At 69.3% G+C, this 13,953-nt stretch carries 14 protein-coding genes; 8 read left to right on the top strand and 6 right to left on the bottom strand.

Annotated elements, in window-relative coordinates:
* The first annotated feature begins 86 nt into the window (after positions 1–86).
* On the top strand, positions 87–563 hold the full coding sequence (locus tag EIK80_RS02970) for an ASCH/PUA domain-containing protein (protein ID WP_125155461.1): 477 nt from the start codon (positions 87–89) through the stop codon (positions 561–563).
* An 88-nt stretch (positions 564–651) separates the two neighbouring features.
* Here the strand turns inward: EIK80_RS02970 and EIK80_RS02965 are convergent, their stop codons facing one another.
* The 4 genes from EIK80_RS02965 to EIK80_RS02950 form a co-directional block, all read right to left on the bottom strand.
* On the bottom strand, positions 652–1,104 hold the full coding sequence (locus tag EIK80_RS02965; RefSeq protein WP_125155460.1) for a chemotaxis protein CheW: 453 nt from the start codon (positions 1,102–1,104) through the stop codon (positions 652–654).
* Positions 1,105–1,257: 153 nt separating this feature from the next.
* Positions 1,258–1,377: a cytochrome bd-I oxidase subunit CydX gene (gene cydX, locus EIK80_RS02960; RefSeq protein ID WP_035043223.1), complete on the bottom strand. Its 120-nt coding sequence runs from the start codon at positions 1,375–1,377 to the stop codon at positions 1,258–1,260.
* 14 nt (positions 1,378–1,391) lie between these two features.
* Positions 1,392–2,543, bottom strand: coding sequence for a cytochrome d ubiquinol oxidase subunit II (gene cydB, locus EIK80_RS02955; RefSeq protein WP_125155459.1), 1,152 nt, complete (start codon positions 2,541–2,543; stop codon positions 1,392–1,394).
* A gap of 14 nt (positions 2,544–2,557) precedes the next feature.
* Entirely contained in the window at positions 2,558–4,120 is a 1,563-nt protein-coding gene (locus tag EIK80_RS02950) for a cytochrome ubiquinol oxidase subunit I (protein ID WP_125155458.1), read from the bottom strand.
* A 123-nt stretch (positions 4,121–4,243) separates the two neighbouring features.
* Here EIK80_RS02950 and cydD point away from each other — a divergent pair, with 123 nt between their 5' ends.
* From cydD to fixJ, 4 genes are all read left to right on the top strand, one after another.
* Positions 4,244–5,869, top strand: a complete 1,626-nt coding sequence (cydD, locus tag EIK80_RS02945; protein ID WP_125155457.1) for a thiol reductant ABC exporter subunit CydD — start codon at positions 4,244–4,246, stop codon at positions 5,867–5,869.
* Positions 5,866–7,446: an amino acid ABC transporter ATP-binding/permease protein gene (locus tag EIK80_RS02940; protein ID WP_125155456.1), complete on the top strand. Its 1,581-nt coding sequence runs from the start codon at positions 5,866–5,868 to the stop codon at positions 7,444–7,446. Before cydD ends, EIK80_RS02940 begins: the two co-directional genes overlap by 4 nt.
* 261 nt (positions 7,447–7,707) lie before the next feature.
* The gene (locus EIK80_RS02935) at positions 7,708–9,186 is read left to right on the top strand and encodes a PAS domain S-box protein (protein WP_125155455.1); all 1,479 of its coding nucleotides are present in this window, start codon (positions 7,708–7,710) and stop codon (positions 9,184–9,186) included.
* Positions 9,179–9,808: a response regulator FixJ gene (gene fixJ / locus EIK80_RS02930; RefSeq protein ID WP_125155454.1), complete on the top strand. Its 630-nt coding sequence runs from the start codon at positions 9,179–9,181 to the stop codon at positions 9,806–9,808. The genes EIK80_RS02935 and fixJ overlap by 8 nt, the downstream gene beginning before the upstream one ends.
* A 118-nt stretch (positions 9,809–9,926) precedes the next feature.
* Here fixJ and EIK80_RS02925 read toward each other — a convergent pair whose 3' ends face one another.
* Positions 9,927–10,253: a nucleoside transporter gene (locus EIK80_RS02925; protein ID WP_125155453.1), complete on the bottom strand. Its 327-nt coding sequence runs from the start codon at positions 10,251–10,253 to the stop codon at positions 9,927–9,929.
* A gap of 153 nt (positions 10,254–10,406) precedes the next feature.
* On the opposite strand from EIK80_RS02925, the gene EIK80_RS02920 reads away from it, so the two are divergent.
* Complete coding sequence (locus tag EIK80_RS02920) at positions 10,407–11,051, top strand: helix-turn-helix domain-containing protein (RefSeq protein WP_125155452.1); 645 nt, start codon at positions 10,407–10,409, stop codon at positions 11,049–11,051.
* Between the two features lie 35 nt (positions 11,052–11,086).
* Here the strand turns inward: EIK80_RS02920 and EIK80_RS02915 are convergent, their stop codons facing one another.
* A complete protein-coding gene (locus EIK80_RS02915) occupies positions 11,087–12,400 on the bottom strand; it encodes an MFS transporter (RefSeq protein ID WP_125155451.1) in 1,314 nt (437 codons plus the stop codon).
* Between the two features lie 202 nt (positions 12,401–12,602).
* Between EIK80_RS02915 and motA the strand changes: the two genes are divergently transcribed.
* Together motA and EIK80_RS02905 are read left to right on the top strand one after the other, a co-directional pair.
* Positions 12,603–13,469 (top strand): flagellar motor stator protein MotA, encoded by an 867-nt coding sequence (gene motA / locus EIK80_RS02910; protein WP_125155450.1) that lies wholly within the window; start codon positions 12,603–12,605, stop codon positions 13,467–13,469.
* A gap of 130 nt (positions 13,470–13,599) precedes the next feature.
* Complete coding sequence (locus EIK80_RS02905) at positions 13,600–13,947, top strand: hypothetical protein (RefSeq protein WP_125155449.1); 348 nt, start codon at positions 13,600–13,602, stop codon at positions 13,945–13,947.
* Positions 13,948–13,953: the final 6 nt, after the last annotated feature.

Below are 13,953 nucleotides of genomic sequence, written 5' to 3'. Positions count from 1 at the left end.
AGCCTTTCGATCGCCATTAACCTCAAGCTAGGGTTCGCCGCTCAGAACCCCCGCCTTCCCGTTTCCGTAAGAAAAGTCCGCCGACCATGACCCGCCACGAACTGAAGACCTGGCCCAAGTATTTCGCCGCCGTGCGTTCGGGCCAGAAGCGCTTCGAGATCCGCCGCAACGACCGCGAGTTCAAGGTCGGCGACATCCTGGTGCTGCGCGAGTTCGATCCGGAGGACGACGCCTATACCGGCCAGACCGAAGAGCGCCAGATCACCTTCCTGCTGTCGGAAGAAGACTACGGCGTCATCCACGGCTTCGTGGCCATCGGCTTCGGCGAGGTCCCCCCGCACCCAGACGCCGCCGCCGAGGTCACCGCCGAAAGCCTGGCGACCTGGCACGAGACCGCCGCCTCCAACGCGGCCCTGCGCGCCCAGGGAGCCCGCAAGGTCTCGGAGAGCTACGCGGCGAGCAACATGGGCGTCGCGGCCGAGCGCCAAGGCGCCGTGGCCGACCTCGCCGCCGCCGAAGCGGGCTTCCACGCCGCGGCGGCGCGGATCGTCCGCAAGATCTGATCCAGAGCAGCGCGCAAGGAAAAGGCCGCCGAGGTTGCCCTCGGCGGCCTTTTCTTTTGCCCTCCCCCGGAGGGGAAGCATCCAGGGCCTACGCGGCTTCGCGAACCACGGCGGGGAACACGTCGTCCATGCGCAGATAGGTGATCAGGCGGTTTTCCATCGAGATGATGGCCTGGATGTAGCGCAGCTCTTCGACGCCGACATCGGGGGCCGGCTGCAGGCTGTCGCGCGGCACGGTGAAGGTCTCCGACACGGCGTCGACCAGGATGCCGGCCAGGCGATCCTGGCACTCGACCACCACGATCACGTGGCGGGTCTCGGGGATGGTGACGCCCAGGCCCAGGCGGTTGCGCAGGTCGATGACCGGCATGATCGCGCCGCGCAGGTTGATGACGCCGCGCATATAGGCCGGCGCGTGCGGGATCGGGGTGGCCGGGGTCCAGCCGCGGATTTCACGGACCGTCTTCACGTCGATGCAGAATTCCTGCTCGCCGATGCAGAACGAGATCAATTCCAGCGCGGGCGCGGTGTTGTCGGTCATGCGATATCCCCGGGTCGAATTCAGCGGTCCCGGGGCGGCGTGTTCGACGCGCTCTCGGGCTCCCGCCTACAAGAGCCCGAAGGGCCTTTAACAACCGTTAAGGCTGAGCTCGAAGGGGCGCGCCGGATTGTCGCGCCCCCTCAAACCGAGTCCCTACGGCTCCGACAGGCCCTCGTCGCCGTCATCCGACAGGTTGAACTCGTACCAGACGCCGTTCAGCACGCCGAAGGCGACCGCGAGACCGAGGCCGAGGATCCAGGTGAAGTACCACATAACTTTCTAGCTCCTCAGTACAGGTCGGGGTTGGTGACGAGGGCGCCGGTGGTGCTGCGGCCCCACAGCACCTTGTAGACCCAGGCGGTGTAGATCAGGACCAGCGGCAGAAAGATCAACGTCACGATCAGCATGATGAACAGCGTCATGTGGCTGGACGAGGCGTTCCACACCGTCAGGCTGGAGCGCGGATCAAAGCTGCTGGGCAGGATGAACGGGAACATCGACAGGCCGACGGTCGCGATGATGCCAACGGCCGAAGCGGACGAGCCGCTGAACGCCGCCCAGGCCTTGTTGAACCGCAGGCCATAGAGGGCCAGGGCCGCGCCCACGAAGCCCAGAACCGGGGCGATGACCATCCAGCCATGGCGGCCATAGTTGTCGAGCCAGGCGCCCGGAGCCCGCACGGCGGCGGCGCCGCGCAGCGGGTTGGACGGACCAGCCGCGTCGGCCAAGCCCTCGATCCGGAAGCCAAGGCCGCCAAACGCCACCCAGAAGCCGCCGGCCGCGAACAGCACGATGCTGGCCAGGGCCGCGATCTCGCCGAACAGGCGGGCGCGCTCGGTGACCGGCCCTTCCTCGGCCTTGATGGTCAGCCACGCTGCGCCGTGCAGCACCAGCATCGAGACCGACAGCAGGCCGCACACCAGGGCGAAGGGCGAGAACAGACCGATGAAGGCGCCCTCGTAGAAGGCCCGCAGGTCGCTATCCAGGCGGAAGGGCGCGCCTTGCAGCACATTGCCCATGGCCACGCCGAACACCAGCACCGGCACGAAGCCGCCGACGAACAGACTCCAGTCCCAGAACGCCCTCCACTTCGGATTCGGCCGCTTGGAGCGATACTTGAAGCCCACCGGTCGCATGATCATCGCCGCCAGGACCACGAACATCGCCAGATAGAAACCCGAGAAGCTAATGGCGTAGACGAACGGCCAGGCCGCGAAGATCGCGCCCCCGCCCAGGATGAACCACACCTGGTTGCCTTCCCAGGTCGCGCCGACGGTGTTGATGACCATCCGGCGTTCCTGGTCGGTCTTGGCGACGAAGGGCAGCAGCGCTCCGACGCCCATGTCGAAGCCATCGGTCAAGGCGAAGCCGATCAGGAGGATCCCGACCAGGGCCCACCAGATGACGCGAAGCGTGGCGAAATCGACGGGGATATCCATGATTCAGCGCTCCTTTAAGCGACGGCCGGTTCGGCTTCGACGGATCCGTCGAGCACCGGCTCATGCGGGGCGAAGGGGCCCTTCTTGACGGTCCTGATGATCAGGCCGATCTCGACCACGGCCAGCGCGCCGTACAGAAGGGTGAAGGCCGCGATGCTGGTCAGCAGTTGCGGGACGGACAGGCTCGAGGCGCCCAGGAAGGTCGGCAGCACGCCGTCCACCGCCCAGGGCTGCCGGCCGACCTCAGCCAGCAACCAGCCAAGCTCGGTCGAGATCCACGGCAGCGGGATGGCCGCCACGGCGATGATCAGGAACCACTTGGTGTCGTGCTTGCGCAGGGTGACCAGCACGAACGCCGTGGCGAACAGAGCGATCATCAGGAAGCCGATCCCGGCCATGATCCGGAACGCCCAGAACATCACCGGCACCGGCGGCACCGTGTCCCAGGCCGCCTTGACGATCAGGTCGGGGCCGGCCTGACGCGGATCGGCGACATAGCGCTTCAGCAGGAGGGCGTAGCCCAGGTCGCGGCGGTGCTGCTCGAAGGTGGCGCGGGCGGTCATGTCCTTGGGGTTGGCCTTCAGGGCCTCGACCGCTCCGTAGGCGACGACGCCGCTCTCGATGCGATCCTGCGCCTTGGCGACCAGTTGGAAGATGCCCTCCACCGGCTTGTCGAAGCTGCGGGTGGCGATCAGGCCCAGGACATAGGGGATCTTGATCTCGGCGTGGGTCTTGCGTTCCTTAAGGTCCGGTATGCCGAAGGCCGTCAGGCCGGCCGGGGCGGGCTCGGTCTCCCACATGGCTTCCAGCGCCGCCAGCTTCATCTTCTGGTTGTCGGTCAGGGCGTAGCCGCTCTCGTCGCCCAGCACGACCACCGACAGCGAAGCGGCCAGGCCGAAGGCGGCGGCGACGGTCATCGAGCGCTTGGCCACGCCCGCGTACTTGCCCTTCAGAAGATACAGCGCCGAGATCCCCAGAACGAACACGGCGGCGATCACGTAGCCGGCGCTGACCGTGTGCACGAACTTGGCCTGGGCCACCGGGTTGAACAGCACGTCGCGGAAGCTGGAGACTTCCATGCGCATGGTGTCGGGATTGAAGGCCGCGCCCATCGGGTTCTGCATCCAGCCGTTGGCGACCAGGATCCACAGGGCCGACAGATTGGTGCCCAGACCGACCATGAAGGTCACGAACAGGTGGCCGACTGGCTTGAGCTTGTCCCAGCCGAAGAACATCAGCCCGACGAAGGTGGCTTCCATGAAGAAGGCCATCAGCCCTTCGATCGCCAATGGGGCGCCGAAGATGTCGCCGACATAGTGCGAGTAGTAGGACCAGTTCATGCCGAACTGGAATTCCATGGTGATGCCGGTGGCCACGCCGAGCACGAAATTGATGCCGAACAGCGCGCCCCAGAAGCGGGTGGTGGTCCGCCAGATCGGCCGTTTGGTCATCACATAGATGCTCTCCATGATGACCAGCATGATGCTGAGCCCCAACGTCAGGGGCACGAACAGAAAATGGTACAAGGCGGTCAGCGCGAACTGCAGTCGCGATAGATCAATGACGGCGGGGTCCATGGATAGCTCCCAAACGAACGGCCGATGATCACGCCGTTCGAGGACTTTCTCCTAGACCGCCGCGACCGTCCGGTCCTTGATCGGGATCAAGGCTCGCGAACCAAACGAGCCTACACTCAACCCATGGGCGCCGACATAGTGCAGATTGATGGTTCCGTTGAACCCGGGACGTGGCTCAAGCAGGCCAGCCGGCGCGGTGGGTCCGCCATGGGCCGCGCGCGGCTGTTCGTGCTGCTGGACGGCGTGGCCGCGATCGGCTTCGCGGCGGGCCTGGCGTTTGGCGTCGACGCCGTGGCCAGCGGGCGTGGGCCGCTGACCTTGGGCCTTTGCCTGTTCGCGATCATCCTGGCCGGCGGCCTGCGAGGCTGGCTGGCCCGCGCGGCGAGCGAAGCGGGGGCGCGCGCCGCCGCCCAGGCCAAGGCCGCCGCGCGCGCCGACCTGGCGCGTTCCGTGTTCGCTGGCCCGCGTCGCCCGACGGGTCAGGCCGTCACCGCCCTGGTCGAGGGCGTCGAGGCGCTGGACGGCCACTTCGCCCGCTTCCTGCCCGCGCGACTTTCCGCCGCAGTCCTGCCGCTGATGATGATCGCGGTGGCCGCGATCGCCAGCCCGATCTGCGCCGGTATTCTGCTGGCCACGCTCATGCCCTTCATCGCCGCCATGATTCTGGCCGGCACGGCCGCCGCCGCCGAGAGCCGCGCCCAGTTCCTGGCCCTGGAGCGCCTCTCGGGCCTGTTCCTCGACCGCGTCCGCGCCCTGCCCACGGTGCTGGCCTTCCAGGCCGAGGGAACGACGACCGCCGCCCTGCGCCGATCGGCCTCCGAGCTGGCCGAGCGCACCATCCGCGTGCTGCGCGTGGCCTTTATTTCCTCAGCGGCGCTGGAGTTCTTCGCGGCCCTGTCGGTGGCCCTGGTGGCGGTCTATTGCGGCTTCAACCTGTTGCGCCTGCTGCCCTTCCCGGTCCCAGAGACCCTGGACCTGAAGCGCGCCTTCTTCGTCCTGGCCCTGGCGCCGGAGATCTACGCCCCGATGCGCCGCCTGGCCGCCGCCTATCACGACCGCCAGGCCGCCGAGGCGGCCTCGGCCAGTCTCGCGACCTTCGAAAGGCCTGAGGAGAAGCCCGTCGCGACGCCGCTAACCCAGGCCCCGACCATCCGCTTCGAGGGCGTCACGGTCCGCTATCCCGACGCCGACGCGCCAGCGCTGGACGGCTTCGACCTCGTGGCCCAGGCCGGAACCATCACCGCCCTAGTCGGCCCCAGCGGCGCGGGCAAGAGCTCGCTGCTGAACCTGCTGCTGGAGCTCGCGCCCCTCACTGGGGGCAAGGTCCTAATCGACGGCGCGCCCCCCCGCGCCGCCGACATCGCCTGGGCCGGCCAGTCGCCGCTGATCCTGCCCGCCTCGATCGCCGACAACATCGCCCTGTCGCGCCGCGACGCGCCCCGCGCCGACATCGAGGCGGCGGCGAAAGCGGTCGGCCTGGTCCTCGACCGCCCCGGCGGCCTCGACTTCATGCTCGACGAGCGCGGCAGCGGTCTGTCCGGCGGCGAGCGGCGGCGGCTGTCCCTGGCCCGCGCCCTGCTCAAGCCCGCCCCGATCCTGCTGCTGGACGAGCCGACGGCCAATCTCGACGCGCTCGCCGAAGAGCGGATGCTGGCCGCCATCCGCGTGGCCGCCAAGGGCCGCACGACCCTGATCGCCACCCACTCCGAGGCCGTCGCGGCCCTCGCCGACCAAGTGATCCGCCTGTGACCAGCCCTCTCGACGACCTGATCCGCGCCCAGAAGCGCCAGCGCGCCGGCGCCCTACGGCTGGCGATCGCCAGCGCCGTGGTCGTAGGCGCGGCCTCGACCATCCTGCTGGGACTGTCCGGCTGGTTCATCGTCGCCAGCGCGGCCGCCGGCCTGGCGGGCCTGGCCGCCGCCCACGCCTTCAACGTGCTGATCCCCAGCGCGATGATCCGGCTGCTGGCCATCCTGCGCACCGCCGCCCGCTATGGCGAACGCCTGAGCGGCCACGCCGCCGCCCTGCGCGCCCTGGCCGCCATCCGCCCGGCGGTGTTCGAGAGCCTGGCCGCCGCCCCCCCGTCCCAGTCGCTGACCCTGTCGCGCGGCGAGGCCTCGGCCCGCCTGGTTCAGGACGTCGACGCCATCGAGACGCGCTTCGTCCGTCTCTCCGCTCCCTGGAGCGCGGTCGCCGGCCTGGGCTCCGGCCTGGTGATGGCCGCCCTGGCGGGCTGGCTCCCGGCCCTCGTGATCCTGCTGGCCGCCGGCGCCGCGATCCTGATCGCCCGCGCCGTGGCCAGGCGCTTTTCCACGCCCGCCCGCGCCGCGGTTCAAACCAGGGTCGGGGCCCTGAAGGAGACTACCGCCGCCCTCGTCGCCGCTTCGGCCGAGCTGCGCGCCTACGGGTTGGACGCCTGGGCCGGCGAGACGCTGAACGCCAGGGCCGCCCAGCTCGACGCCGCGCGGCTGGCCGCCGCCCGCGCCCAGGGCCTGATCCTGATGAGCCAAGCCACGTTGCTCGGAGTCGCGGTCGCCGCCGCCGTCGTCAGCGCCGCCCCGGCCGGCGCGCCCCTGGCCGCCCTGGCCGGTCTGGCCGCGGCCATGAGCGTCGACGCATTGTCCGGTCTGGCCCACGCCTTCGACCAGGACGGCGCCGCGCGCGAGGCTCGCGACCGGTTGGACACGATCCTGCGGCATCGCCCTCAGGCGATCGCGCCGAGACCGGAGACGCCGCCCAGCGTGACGATCCTCGGCCAGACCCTGCGTCCCGGCGAACGTCTGGCCGTCGTCGGCCCGTCCGGCTGCGGCAAGACCAGCGCCGTCGAGGCCTTGCTGGGCCTGCGCGGCCAAGCCGCCCTCCCCCGCTCGACCTTCGCCTGGCTGCCGCAGGACGCCGGCCTGATCGCCGGCACCGTGCGCGACAACCTCCGCCTGGCCGCGCCCAAGGCGACCGACGCCCAGCTCTGGGACGTCCTGGAAGCCGCCGCCCTGGCCGATCGCATCCGCACCGCGCCTCAAGGCCTGGCCGCCTATCTCGGTGACGACGGCGAGCGCCTGTCCGGCGGCGAGCGCCGACGCCTGGCCCTGGCGCGGGCCTATCTGCGGGATGCGCCGTGGCTGCTGCTGGACGAGCCCACCGAGGGCCTCGACGCGGCGACCGAGATGCTGGTGGTGGACCGGCTTCAAGAGCGCCTGGACCGCACCGGCCAGGGCCTGGTGCTGGTCAGCCACCGCGCGGCGCCGACGGCGGTCTGCGGACGGCGGGTGGAGATGGGCGCGAACGCTCCAAACGCGAAAAAGCTCGCCATCCCGGCCGAGGCGTAGCGCGGAGCCGGGATGGCGAGCCTTTGGGAAGCTCCGAGCGCCGAAGGCTCCTACTTCATGTTCACCCGGATATAGGTCACGAACAGCACCACGGCGAACGCCGAGAACGCCGCGATCACCAGACCCAGATACGCCATTTGTCCGTCCGACATTCGAACGCTCCTGTTGTTTAGAACCTCCAGCCTCGGACCTACGCAATGACCGCGCCTTGACCTGGCTCAAACCCGTCCGGCTATAAGGACCTCAAGACTGGGAACACCGATGAAGCCAGCCCGAGGCCTGTCCTCGACGCTCTATAGCGATCCGCACCCCACCGCCTATCTGGCCGCCTTCGCCGCGGTGATGGCGACGGCGGTCGCGCGCCTGTATCTGCCGGCGGCGTTCACCGCCCCCTCGTCGTTCCTGCTGTTCGTGCCGGCGGTTCTGGTCAGCGCCGCGCTCGGCGGCCTGGGCCCCGGCGCCTTCGCCACCACCTTCGCCTGGGCCAGCGTCTGGTGGGTGACGCGCGACATCCCGTTCAACCTGGTCAGCGGCCTGTGCGCGGCGATCTTCCTGTCGGTCGGCTTCGGCATGGCCGTCGGGGGCGGTTGGTTCCACGCCGCGCGGCGGCGCGAGGCGGCGGTCAACGACCACCTTCGCTCGATCCTCGACACCGTGCCGGACGGGGTGGTGGTCATCGACCGCGACGGCCTGATGACCTCGTTCAGTCCCGCCGCCGAGCGGATGTTCGGCTGGACCGCCTCGGAGGTTCTGGGCAAGAATGTCAGCCTGCTGATGCCCGAGCCGCACGCGGCCGCGCACGACGACTACATCCAGCGCTACCACCGCACCGGCGACAAGCGGATCATCGGCGTCGGCCGCGTCGTGGTCGGCCAGCGCAAGGACGGCTCGACCTTCCCGATGGAGCTGGCGGTCGGCGAGACCAAGGGACCGATGCCTTCCTATACCGGCTTCATCCGCGACCTGACCCAGAGCCAGGAGACCGAGACCCGCCTGCAGGAGCTGCAGAACGAGCTGGTCCACGTCTCGCGACTTACGGCCATGGGCGAGATGGCCTCGACCCTGGCCCACGAGCTGAATCAGCCGCTGTCGGCCATCGCAAACCTCCTGACCGGCTCGCGCCGCCTGATCGACCGGGGCCGCGAGGCCGACCAGGCCAAGGTCCGCGACGCCATCGACCGGGCCGCCGCCCAGGCGCTGCGGGCCGGCGAGGTGATCCACCGCATGCGCGACTTCGTCCGCCGCGGGGCCAGCGAGCGGGCCGACGAGAGCTTGTCCAAGCTGATCGAGGAGGCTTCGGCCCTGGCCCTGATCGGCGAGCGTGACCGGCAGGTCGATGTGCGCCTCTCCCTGGATCCGGCCGCAGACGCCGTCTATGCCGACCGGGTCCAGGTGCAGCAGGTGTTGCTGAACCTTATCCGCAACGGCATCGACGCCATGCAGGAGAGCGGGGCGCGACGGAAGGCGCTCACCATCACCAGCGCCGTGACCGACCAGGGCTGGTCACAGGTCAGCGTCGCCGACACCGGCCCCGGCATCGCGCCCGAGGTGCTGGAGCGGCTGTTCCAGCCGTTCATGACCACCAAGCCGCAGGGCATGGGAGTGGGCCTGTCGATCTCGCGTTCGATCATCGAAGCCCATGGCGGCCGCATCTGGGCCGAGGCCAATCCCGGCGGCGGGGCGCTGTTCCGCTTCACCCTGCCGCCCGCCGATCATAAGAAGGAACCCGTCGATGAGTGACGCTCCCCAGGCGACCCCGACCGCCGTCGTGCATGTGGTCGACGACGACGAGAGCGCCCGCGAGTCGCTGGCCTTCCTGCTGGAGTCCGCAGACTTCGAGGTCGTCGCCTACGCCAGCGCCCCGGCGTTCCTCGAGGCCCTGCCGGACGCCAAGCCGGGCGTGGTGATCACCGACGTGCGCATGCCCGAGATGAGCGGCCAGGAGCTGGTCGCGCGCCTGGCGGCCCTGAAGGTCAAGATGCCGATCGTGATGATCACCGGCCACGGCGACATCCCGATGGCCGTCGAGGCCATGCGCTCCGGGGTCGTGGACTTCATCGAGAAGCCGTTCTCGGACGCCCGGATGCTGGACGCGCTCGGCCGCGCCATCAAGGCCGCCGAGGCCGCTCCGGTGACCGACGACCAGGCCGCCATCCTGCACCGCCTTGAGACCCTGTCCGAACGCGAGCGCCAGGTGCTGGACGGCGTCGTCGCCGGCCACGCCAACAAGGTCATCGCCCGCGAACTGGGCATCAGCCCGCGTACGGTCGAGATCTACCGCGCCAAGCTGATGACCAAGATGCAGGCCGACAACCTGGCGGCGCTGGTGCGGATGACGCTGTCGGTGCGTGGGGGCGCGTAAACCTTCCCTCAACCGCTCCTGTTCTTGTCATCCCGGAAGCCTCGCGGAGGCTGTCCGGGACCCAGGGGCGGCGCGCACGACGCTTCGTCGCCCCCTTGGGCGCCGGCTCCACGCTTCGCTACGGCCGGGCTGACAAGCTTTTGTTGGTTTTGAGAACCTCGCTCAGTCTCACGCTCAACGCATCCCCCAGCAGGGGCTTCTCCACCAGTGACACGCCCCGCACGCCCCGCCGAAGCAGCCGCTCGGCGTCGCCCGTCAGCACGATCGTCGGGCTCTCCCCCACCGCCGGCCAGTCCTCCCGATCATCGTCGATGACCACCGCCGCGGCCGGTCTCCCATCCGGCCGCGTCCCTACCGCATAGCCCTCGGTCTCCAGCGAGAAGCGCAACGCCTCGCGCAGGGGCTCGTCCTCGACGAGCAGCAGAATGAGGGGGCGATCCGACATGAAGCCATCTTGCCTGGACACCCGTCCACATGGGTTGATCCGCCTCAAACACGCCACCCGCATACCCGCGTAAGGGTGTTTCCTTAGGCGCGGCTCCCGAATATCGCGACGGTGGGAATAGGCGCATGACCCTATCAACTGAAGGGTCTTTCCATGCTGTCTCCGCTTCGCATCGACACTGCTCCTGGCGTCCTCGACTCCGTGTTGGCCATTCCGGGCGCCTGCCCGCGCTTCTCGCGCGACGAGGAGATTTTTGGCGAGGGCGAGGCCGCCGACTATGTCTATCAGGTGGTCACCGGCGCGGTTCGGACCTACCGCATCCTGCGCGACGGCCGCCGCCAGATCGACGACTTCCACTTCGCCGGCGAGTATTTCGGCCTGGAGATGGGCGACACCCACCGCATCACGGCCGAGGCCCTGACCGACGCCAGCATCCGGATGATCCGGCGCGGGGCGCTCAGCGATCTGGCCGCCACGCGCAGCGACGCCGCCCGAGCCCTGTTCCGCCTGACCGGCGAGGTCCTGCAGCGCACCCAGGATCACGTGCTGATGCTGGGCCGTCGCTCGGCCCAGGAGCGAGTCGTCGGCCTGCTGCTGGACATCGCCGAACGCACCCACGCCCGCGCCGAGCTGAACGTGCCGATGGGCCGCCAGGACATGGCCGACTATCTGGGTCTGACGATCGAGACGGTGTCGCGGACCCTGACGGCCTTGCAGGACGAGGGACTGATCGCCCTGCCCAGCGTGCGGTGCGTGGTGCTGCAGGATCGTCGGGCGCTGGAGCGGATGGTCGACTGATCCAAATCCGCCCAGGCGAGGCCTTCGTCTGACGGTCAGACCCCGCCTTCGTCCGTCCGCTCCAGCCCCGCGATCGTGGCCTCTTCCCGCGCGCCGCCCTTGTCGACCTCGCGCAGGGTCGCCTCGCGCAGGGCGTAGACGACCAGCGCCGTCAGGATGGCCGCGTTCAGGATGAACGGCCCCCAGCCGATGCGCTCGTACAGCAGCACGAACAGGGGCGCGACCACGACATTGAGGCCGTTGATGGCGGCGATGGCGCCGGCCGCTCCGGCCTGGTCCTTGGCCTCGACCGAGAGCGAGGCGCCGGCCGTGAAGCCCGGGCGCGCGAAGCCGTAGCCCAGGCTGGCGATGGCGTAGCCGATGGCGACGGCGGCGTAGTCCGGCGCGAAGGCGACGACGATATTGCCGATCGCCGCGCAGCCCACGCCCCAGCGCATCAGGTCGCGCGGCCCCATGCGGAACATGCGGATCAGGCCCCACTGGGCCAGCAGGGCCGCCACCGCGCCGGCGGCCATGGCCAGGGTGATGAAGCCCTGCGCCTTGACCGGCGGAAGTCCCAGCTTGTCGATGATCAGAAAACCCAGGGTCTGGGTCTGGGCCGTCTGGCAGGCGGCCACCAGAAAGCCGAAGATCAGGAAGGGCTTCAGGCGCGGATCGCGCCACAGGGCCGCGCTCTCGCCGCGCCAGGGCACGCCGAGACGTCGGCGGGGCGGGGTCTCGCCGCGTCCAGGCTTGAAGGTCTCCGGCAGTCCGCGCTGGACCACGACCAGCATCACCGCCGCCAGCAGCGCGAAGGCGAACATCGGTCCGGCCAGGCCGACGCCCGGCAGCACGAACAGCGGGGCCAGCAGCGGGCCGACCACCGTGCCCAGGCCGAAGGCCCCGGCCAGGGTGGCCATGGTCTGGGTGCGCTCCTCGCGGCTGGTGCGCTCGGCCATATAGGCCTGGGTGGCCGGATTGGCCGCCGAGCCGAAGGTCCCGAACAGCGCCCGGCACAGCAGGAAGGCGACGAAGATCACCAGCGGCGGGGCGAGGTGATGCAGGCCGGCCGACACCACCAGGGCGCACAGCAGCATCGACACGCAGAAGCCGCCCAGGCCCAGCAGGATCAGCGGCTTGCGCCCGCGCAGGTCCGACTGCCGGGCCCACAGCGGCGAGGTGATCGCCCACAGCACCGCCGAGAGGGAGAAGATGGCCGCGACCATGGCGTCGGGAATGCCGATCTGGCGGCCGATGGCCGGCAGCACCGACAGCATGCCGTTGTTCCCCATGGCGGTCGCCACCGACACGCCAAAGAGGATCGCGAACGGCGCCCGGTTGGCCCGGGCCTCTTTGGACTCCCCAGTCATCAAACAACTGTTAGGCCGCCTCCGGTTCCGATGGAAGCGCCAGAACGGCGATGTCCGATTTTTAGGTCGTAGCGTGGCGCGCGCCGGCAAGCTTCAAGCACGATGTATCGCACGTCATGGGCCAGGAGCGCCGGTGCGAAAACGTTGGCTTAATCATTAACCCCGATGATGCGGCTTCATTCTCGGGGTCGGTCTAGCCACCATGTTCCAGATCATCGGCATCGTCATGCTCTTCGGCATGGTGTTCGGCAGCTACCTGATGGGTGGCGGCAAGCTGGACGTCATCATCGAGGCCGCCCCTCACGAGCTGATGGCCATTCTCGGCGCCGCCGTCGCCGCCTTCCTGATCTCCAACTCGATGGTCGTCATCAAGGGCACGGCCGGCGGCTTCGGCAAGATCTTCAAAGGCCCCAAGTGGAAGCCGTCTGACTATCGCGACCTGCTGTCCCTGCTGTTCCTGCTGACCAAGACGATGAAGTCCAAGGGCGTCATCGCCCTGGAAAGCCACATCGAAAAGCCGCACGAGAGCACGATCTTCGCCCGCTACCCGAAGATCACCCACGACCACTTCGCCGTCGACTTCATCTGCGACACCCTGCGGATGATGACCATGAACCTGGAGGATCCCCACCAGGTCGAGGACGCGATGGAAAAGCAGCTCGAAAAGCACCACCACGAGGCGCTCGAGCCGGCCCACGCCCTGCAGAGCATGGCCGACGCCCTCCCCGCCCTGGGCATCGTCGCCGCCGTGCTGGGCGTCATCAAGACCATGGGCTCGATCACCGAACCGCCGGCCGTCCTGGGCGGCATGATCGGCGGCGCCCTCGTCGGCACCTTCCTCGGCGTGTTCATCGCCTATGGCATCGTCGGCCCGATGGCCACGCGCCTGCAGGCCGTCGTCAACGAGGACGGCGCCTTCTACAAGATCATCCAGGCCGTTCTGGTCGCCCACCTGCACGGCAACGCCGCCCAGATCTCGGTCGAGATCGGCCGCGGCAACGTGCCCTCGCCCGCCCAGCCCAGCTTCGCCGAGCTGGAAGAGGCGCTGTCGCAGATCCCGAACGAATAGCCGCTTCCGAGGGCCACTCCCGAGCCTGAGGTTAGCGCCTCGTAACTTGCGCCCGCTTTCGAACCGGTATTCCTTCAGCGCAAAGTCGTCGTCGACAAGGCGACGGCGTCCGCCGCTAGGGGAAATCCGCATGAACACCACGATGCTTCGCAAACTCCTGATCGCCGGCGTGGCCGTCTCGGCCCTGTCGCTGGCCGCCTGCGGCAAGCATGAGGAAGCCGAGGGCGACAGCGCCGCCGCCAAGGCCGCCGCCGCCGACGCCAGCACCGTGACCGACGCCGCCTCGGCCAAGGACCAGGCCGCCGCCGACGCCAACAAGGCCGCCGCTGACGCGGCCGCGGCGCCGGCCGATCCGGCCGACACGGCGGCGGACGCCGCCGCCACGGGCGCCACCTCGACGCCGTCCGCGACCTCGGCCACCGCCGCGGCGGACGCCGCCACCGCCGCCAAGCCGGAAGAGAAGAAGGCCGGGCACTAGGCGCGC

The sequence above is a fragment of the Caulobacter sp. 602-1 genome (genome assembly GCF_003931565.1).
GTDB lineage: Bacteria > Pseudomonadota > Alphaproteobacteria > Caulobacterales > Caulobacteraceae > Caulobacter.
The sequence above is the reverse complement of the archived record's forward strand: the minus strand, read 5'-3'. Positions and strand labels throughout refer to the sequence as shown.

Bases quoted from the DNA above. Each gene is read 5' to 3' on its own strand.
- cydB (WP_125155459.1), bottom strand. From the start codon at position 2,543: ATGGATATCCCCGTCGATTTCGCCACGCTTCGCGTCATCTGGTGGGCC.
- EIK80_RS02920 (WP_125155452.1), top strand. From the start codon at position 10,407: ATGCTGTCTCCGCTTCGCATCGACACTGCTCCTGGCGTCCTCGACTCC.
- EIK80_RS02925 (WP_125155453.1), bottom strand. From the start codon at position 10,253: ATGTCGGATCGCCCCCTCATTCTGCTGCTCGTCGAGGACGAGCCCCTG.
- EIK80_RS02965 (WP_125155460.1), bottom strand. From the start codon at position 1,104: ATGACCGACAACACCGCGCCCGCGCTGGAATTGATCTCGTTCTGCATC.
- motA (WP_125155450.1), top strand. From the start codon at position 12,603: ATGTTCCAGATCATCGGCATCGTCATGCTCTTCGGCATGGTGTTCGGC.
- EIK80_RS02915 (WP_125155451.1), bottom strand. From the start codon at position 12,400: ATGACTGGGGAGTCCAAAGAGGCCCGGGCCAACCGGGCGCCGTTCGCG.
- EIK80_RS02970 (WP_125155461.1), top strand. From the start codon at position 87: ATGACCCGCCACGAACTGAAGACCTGGCCCAAGTATTTCGCCGCCGTG.
- EIK80_RS02950 (WP_125155458.1), bottom strand. From the start codon at position 4,120: ATGGACCCCGCCGTCATTGATCTATCGCGACTGCAGTTCGCGCTGACC.
- cydD (WP_125155457.1), top strand. From the start codon at position 4,244: ATGGGCGCCGACATAGTGCAGATTGATGGTTCCGTTGAACCCGGGACG.
- EIK80_RS02905 (WP_125155449.1), top strand. From the start codon at position 13,600: ATGAACACCACGATGCTTCGCAAACTCCTGATCGCCGGCGTGGCCGTC.
- cydX (WP_035043223.1), bottom strand. From the start codon at position 1,377: ATGTGGTACTTCACCTGGATCCTCGGCCTCGGTCTCGCGGTCGCCTTC.
- fixJ (WP_125155454.1), top strand. From the start codon at position 9,179: ATGAGTGACGCTCCCCAGGCGACCCCGACCGCCGTCGTGCATGTGGTC.
- EIK80_RS02935 (WP_125155455.1), top strand. From the start codon at position 7,708: ATGAAGCCAGCCCGAGGCCTGTCCTCGACGCTCTATAGCGATCCGCAC.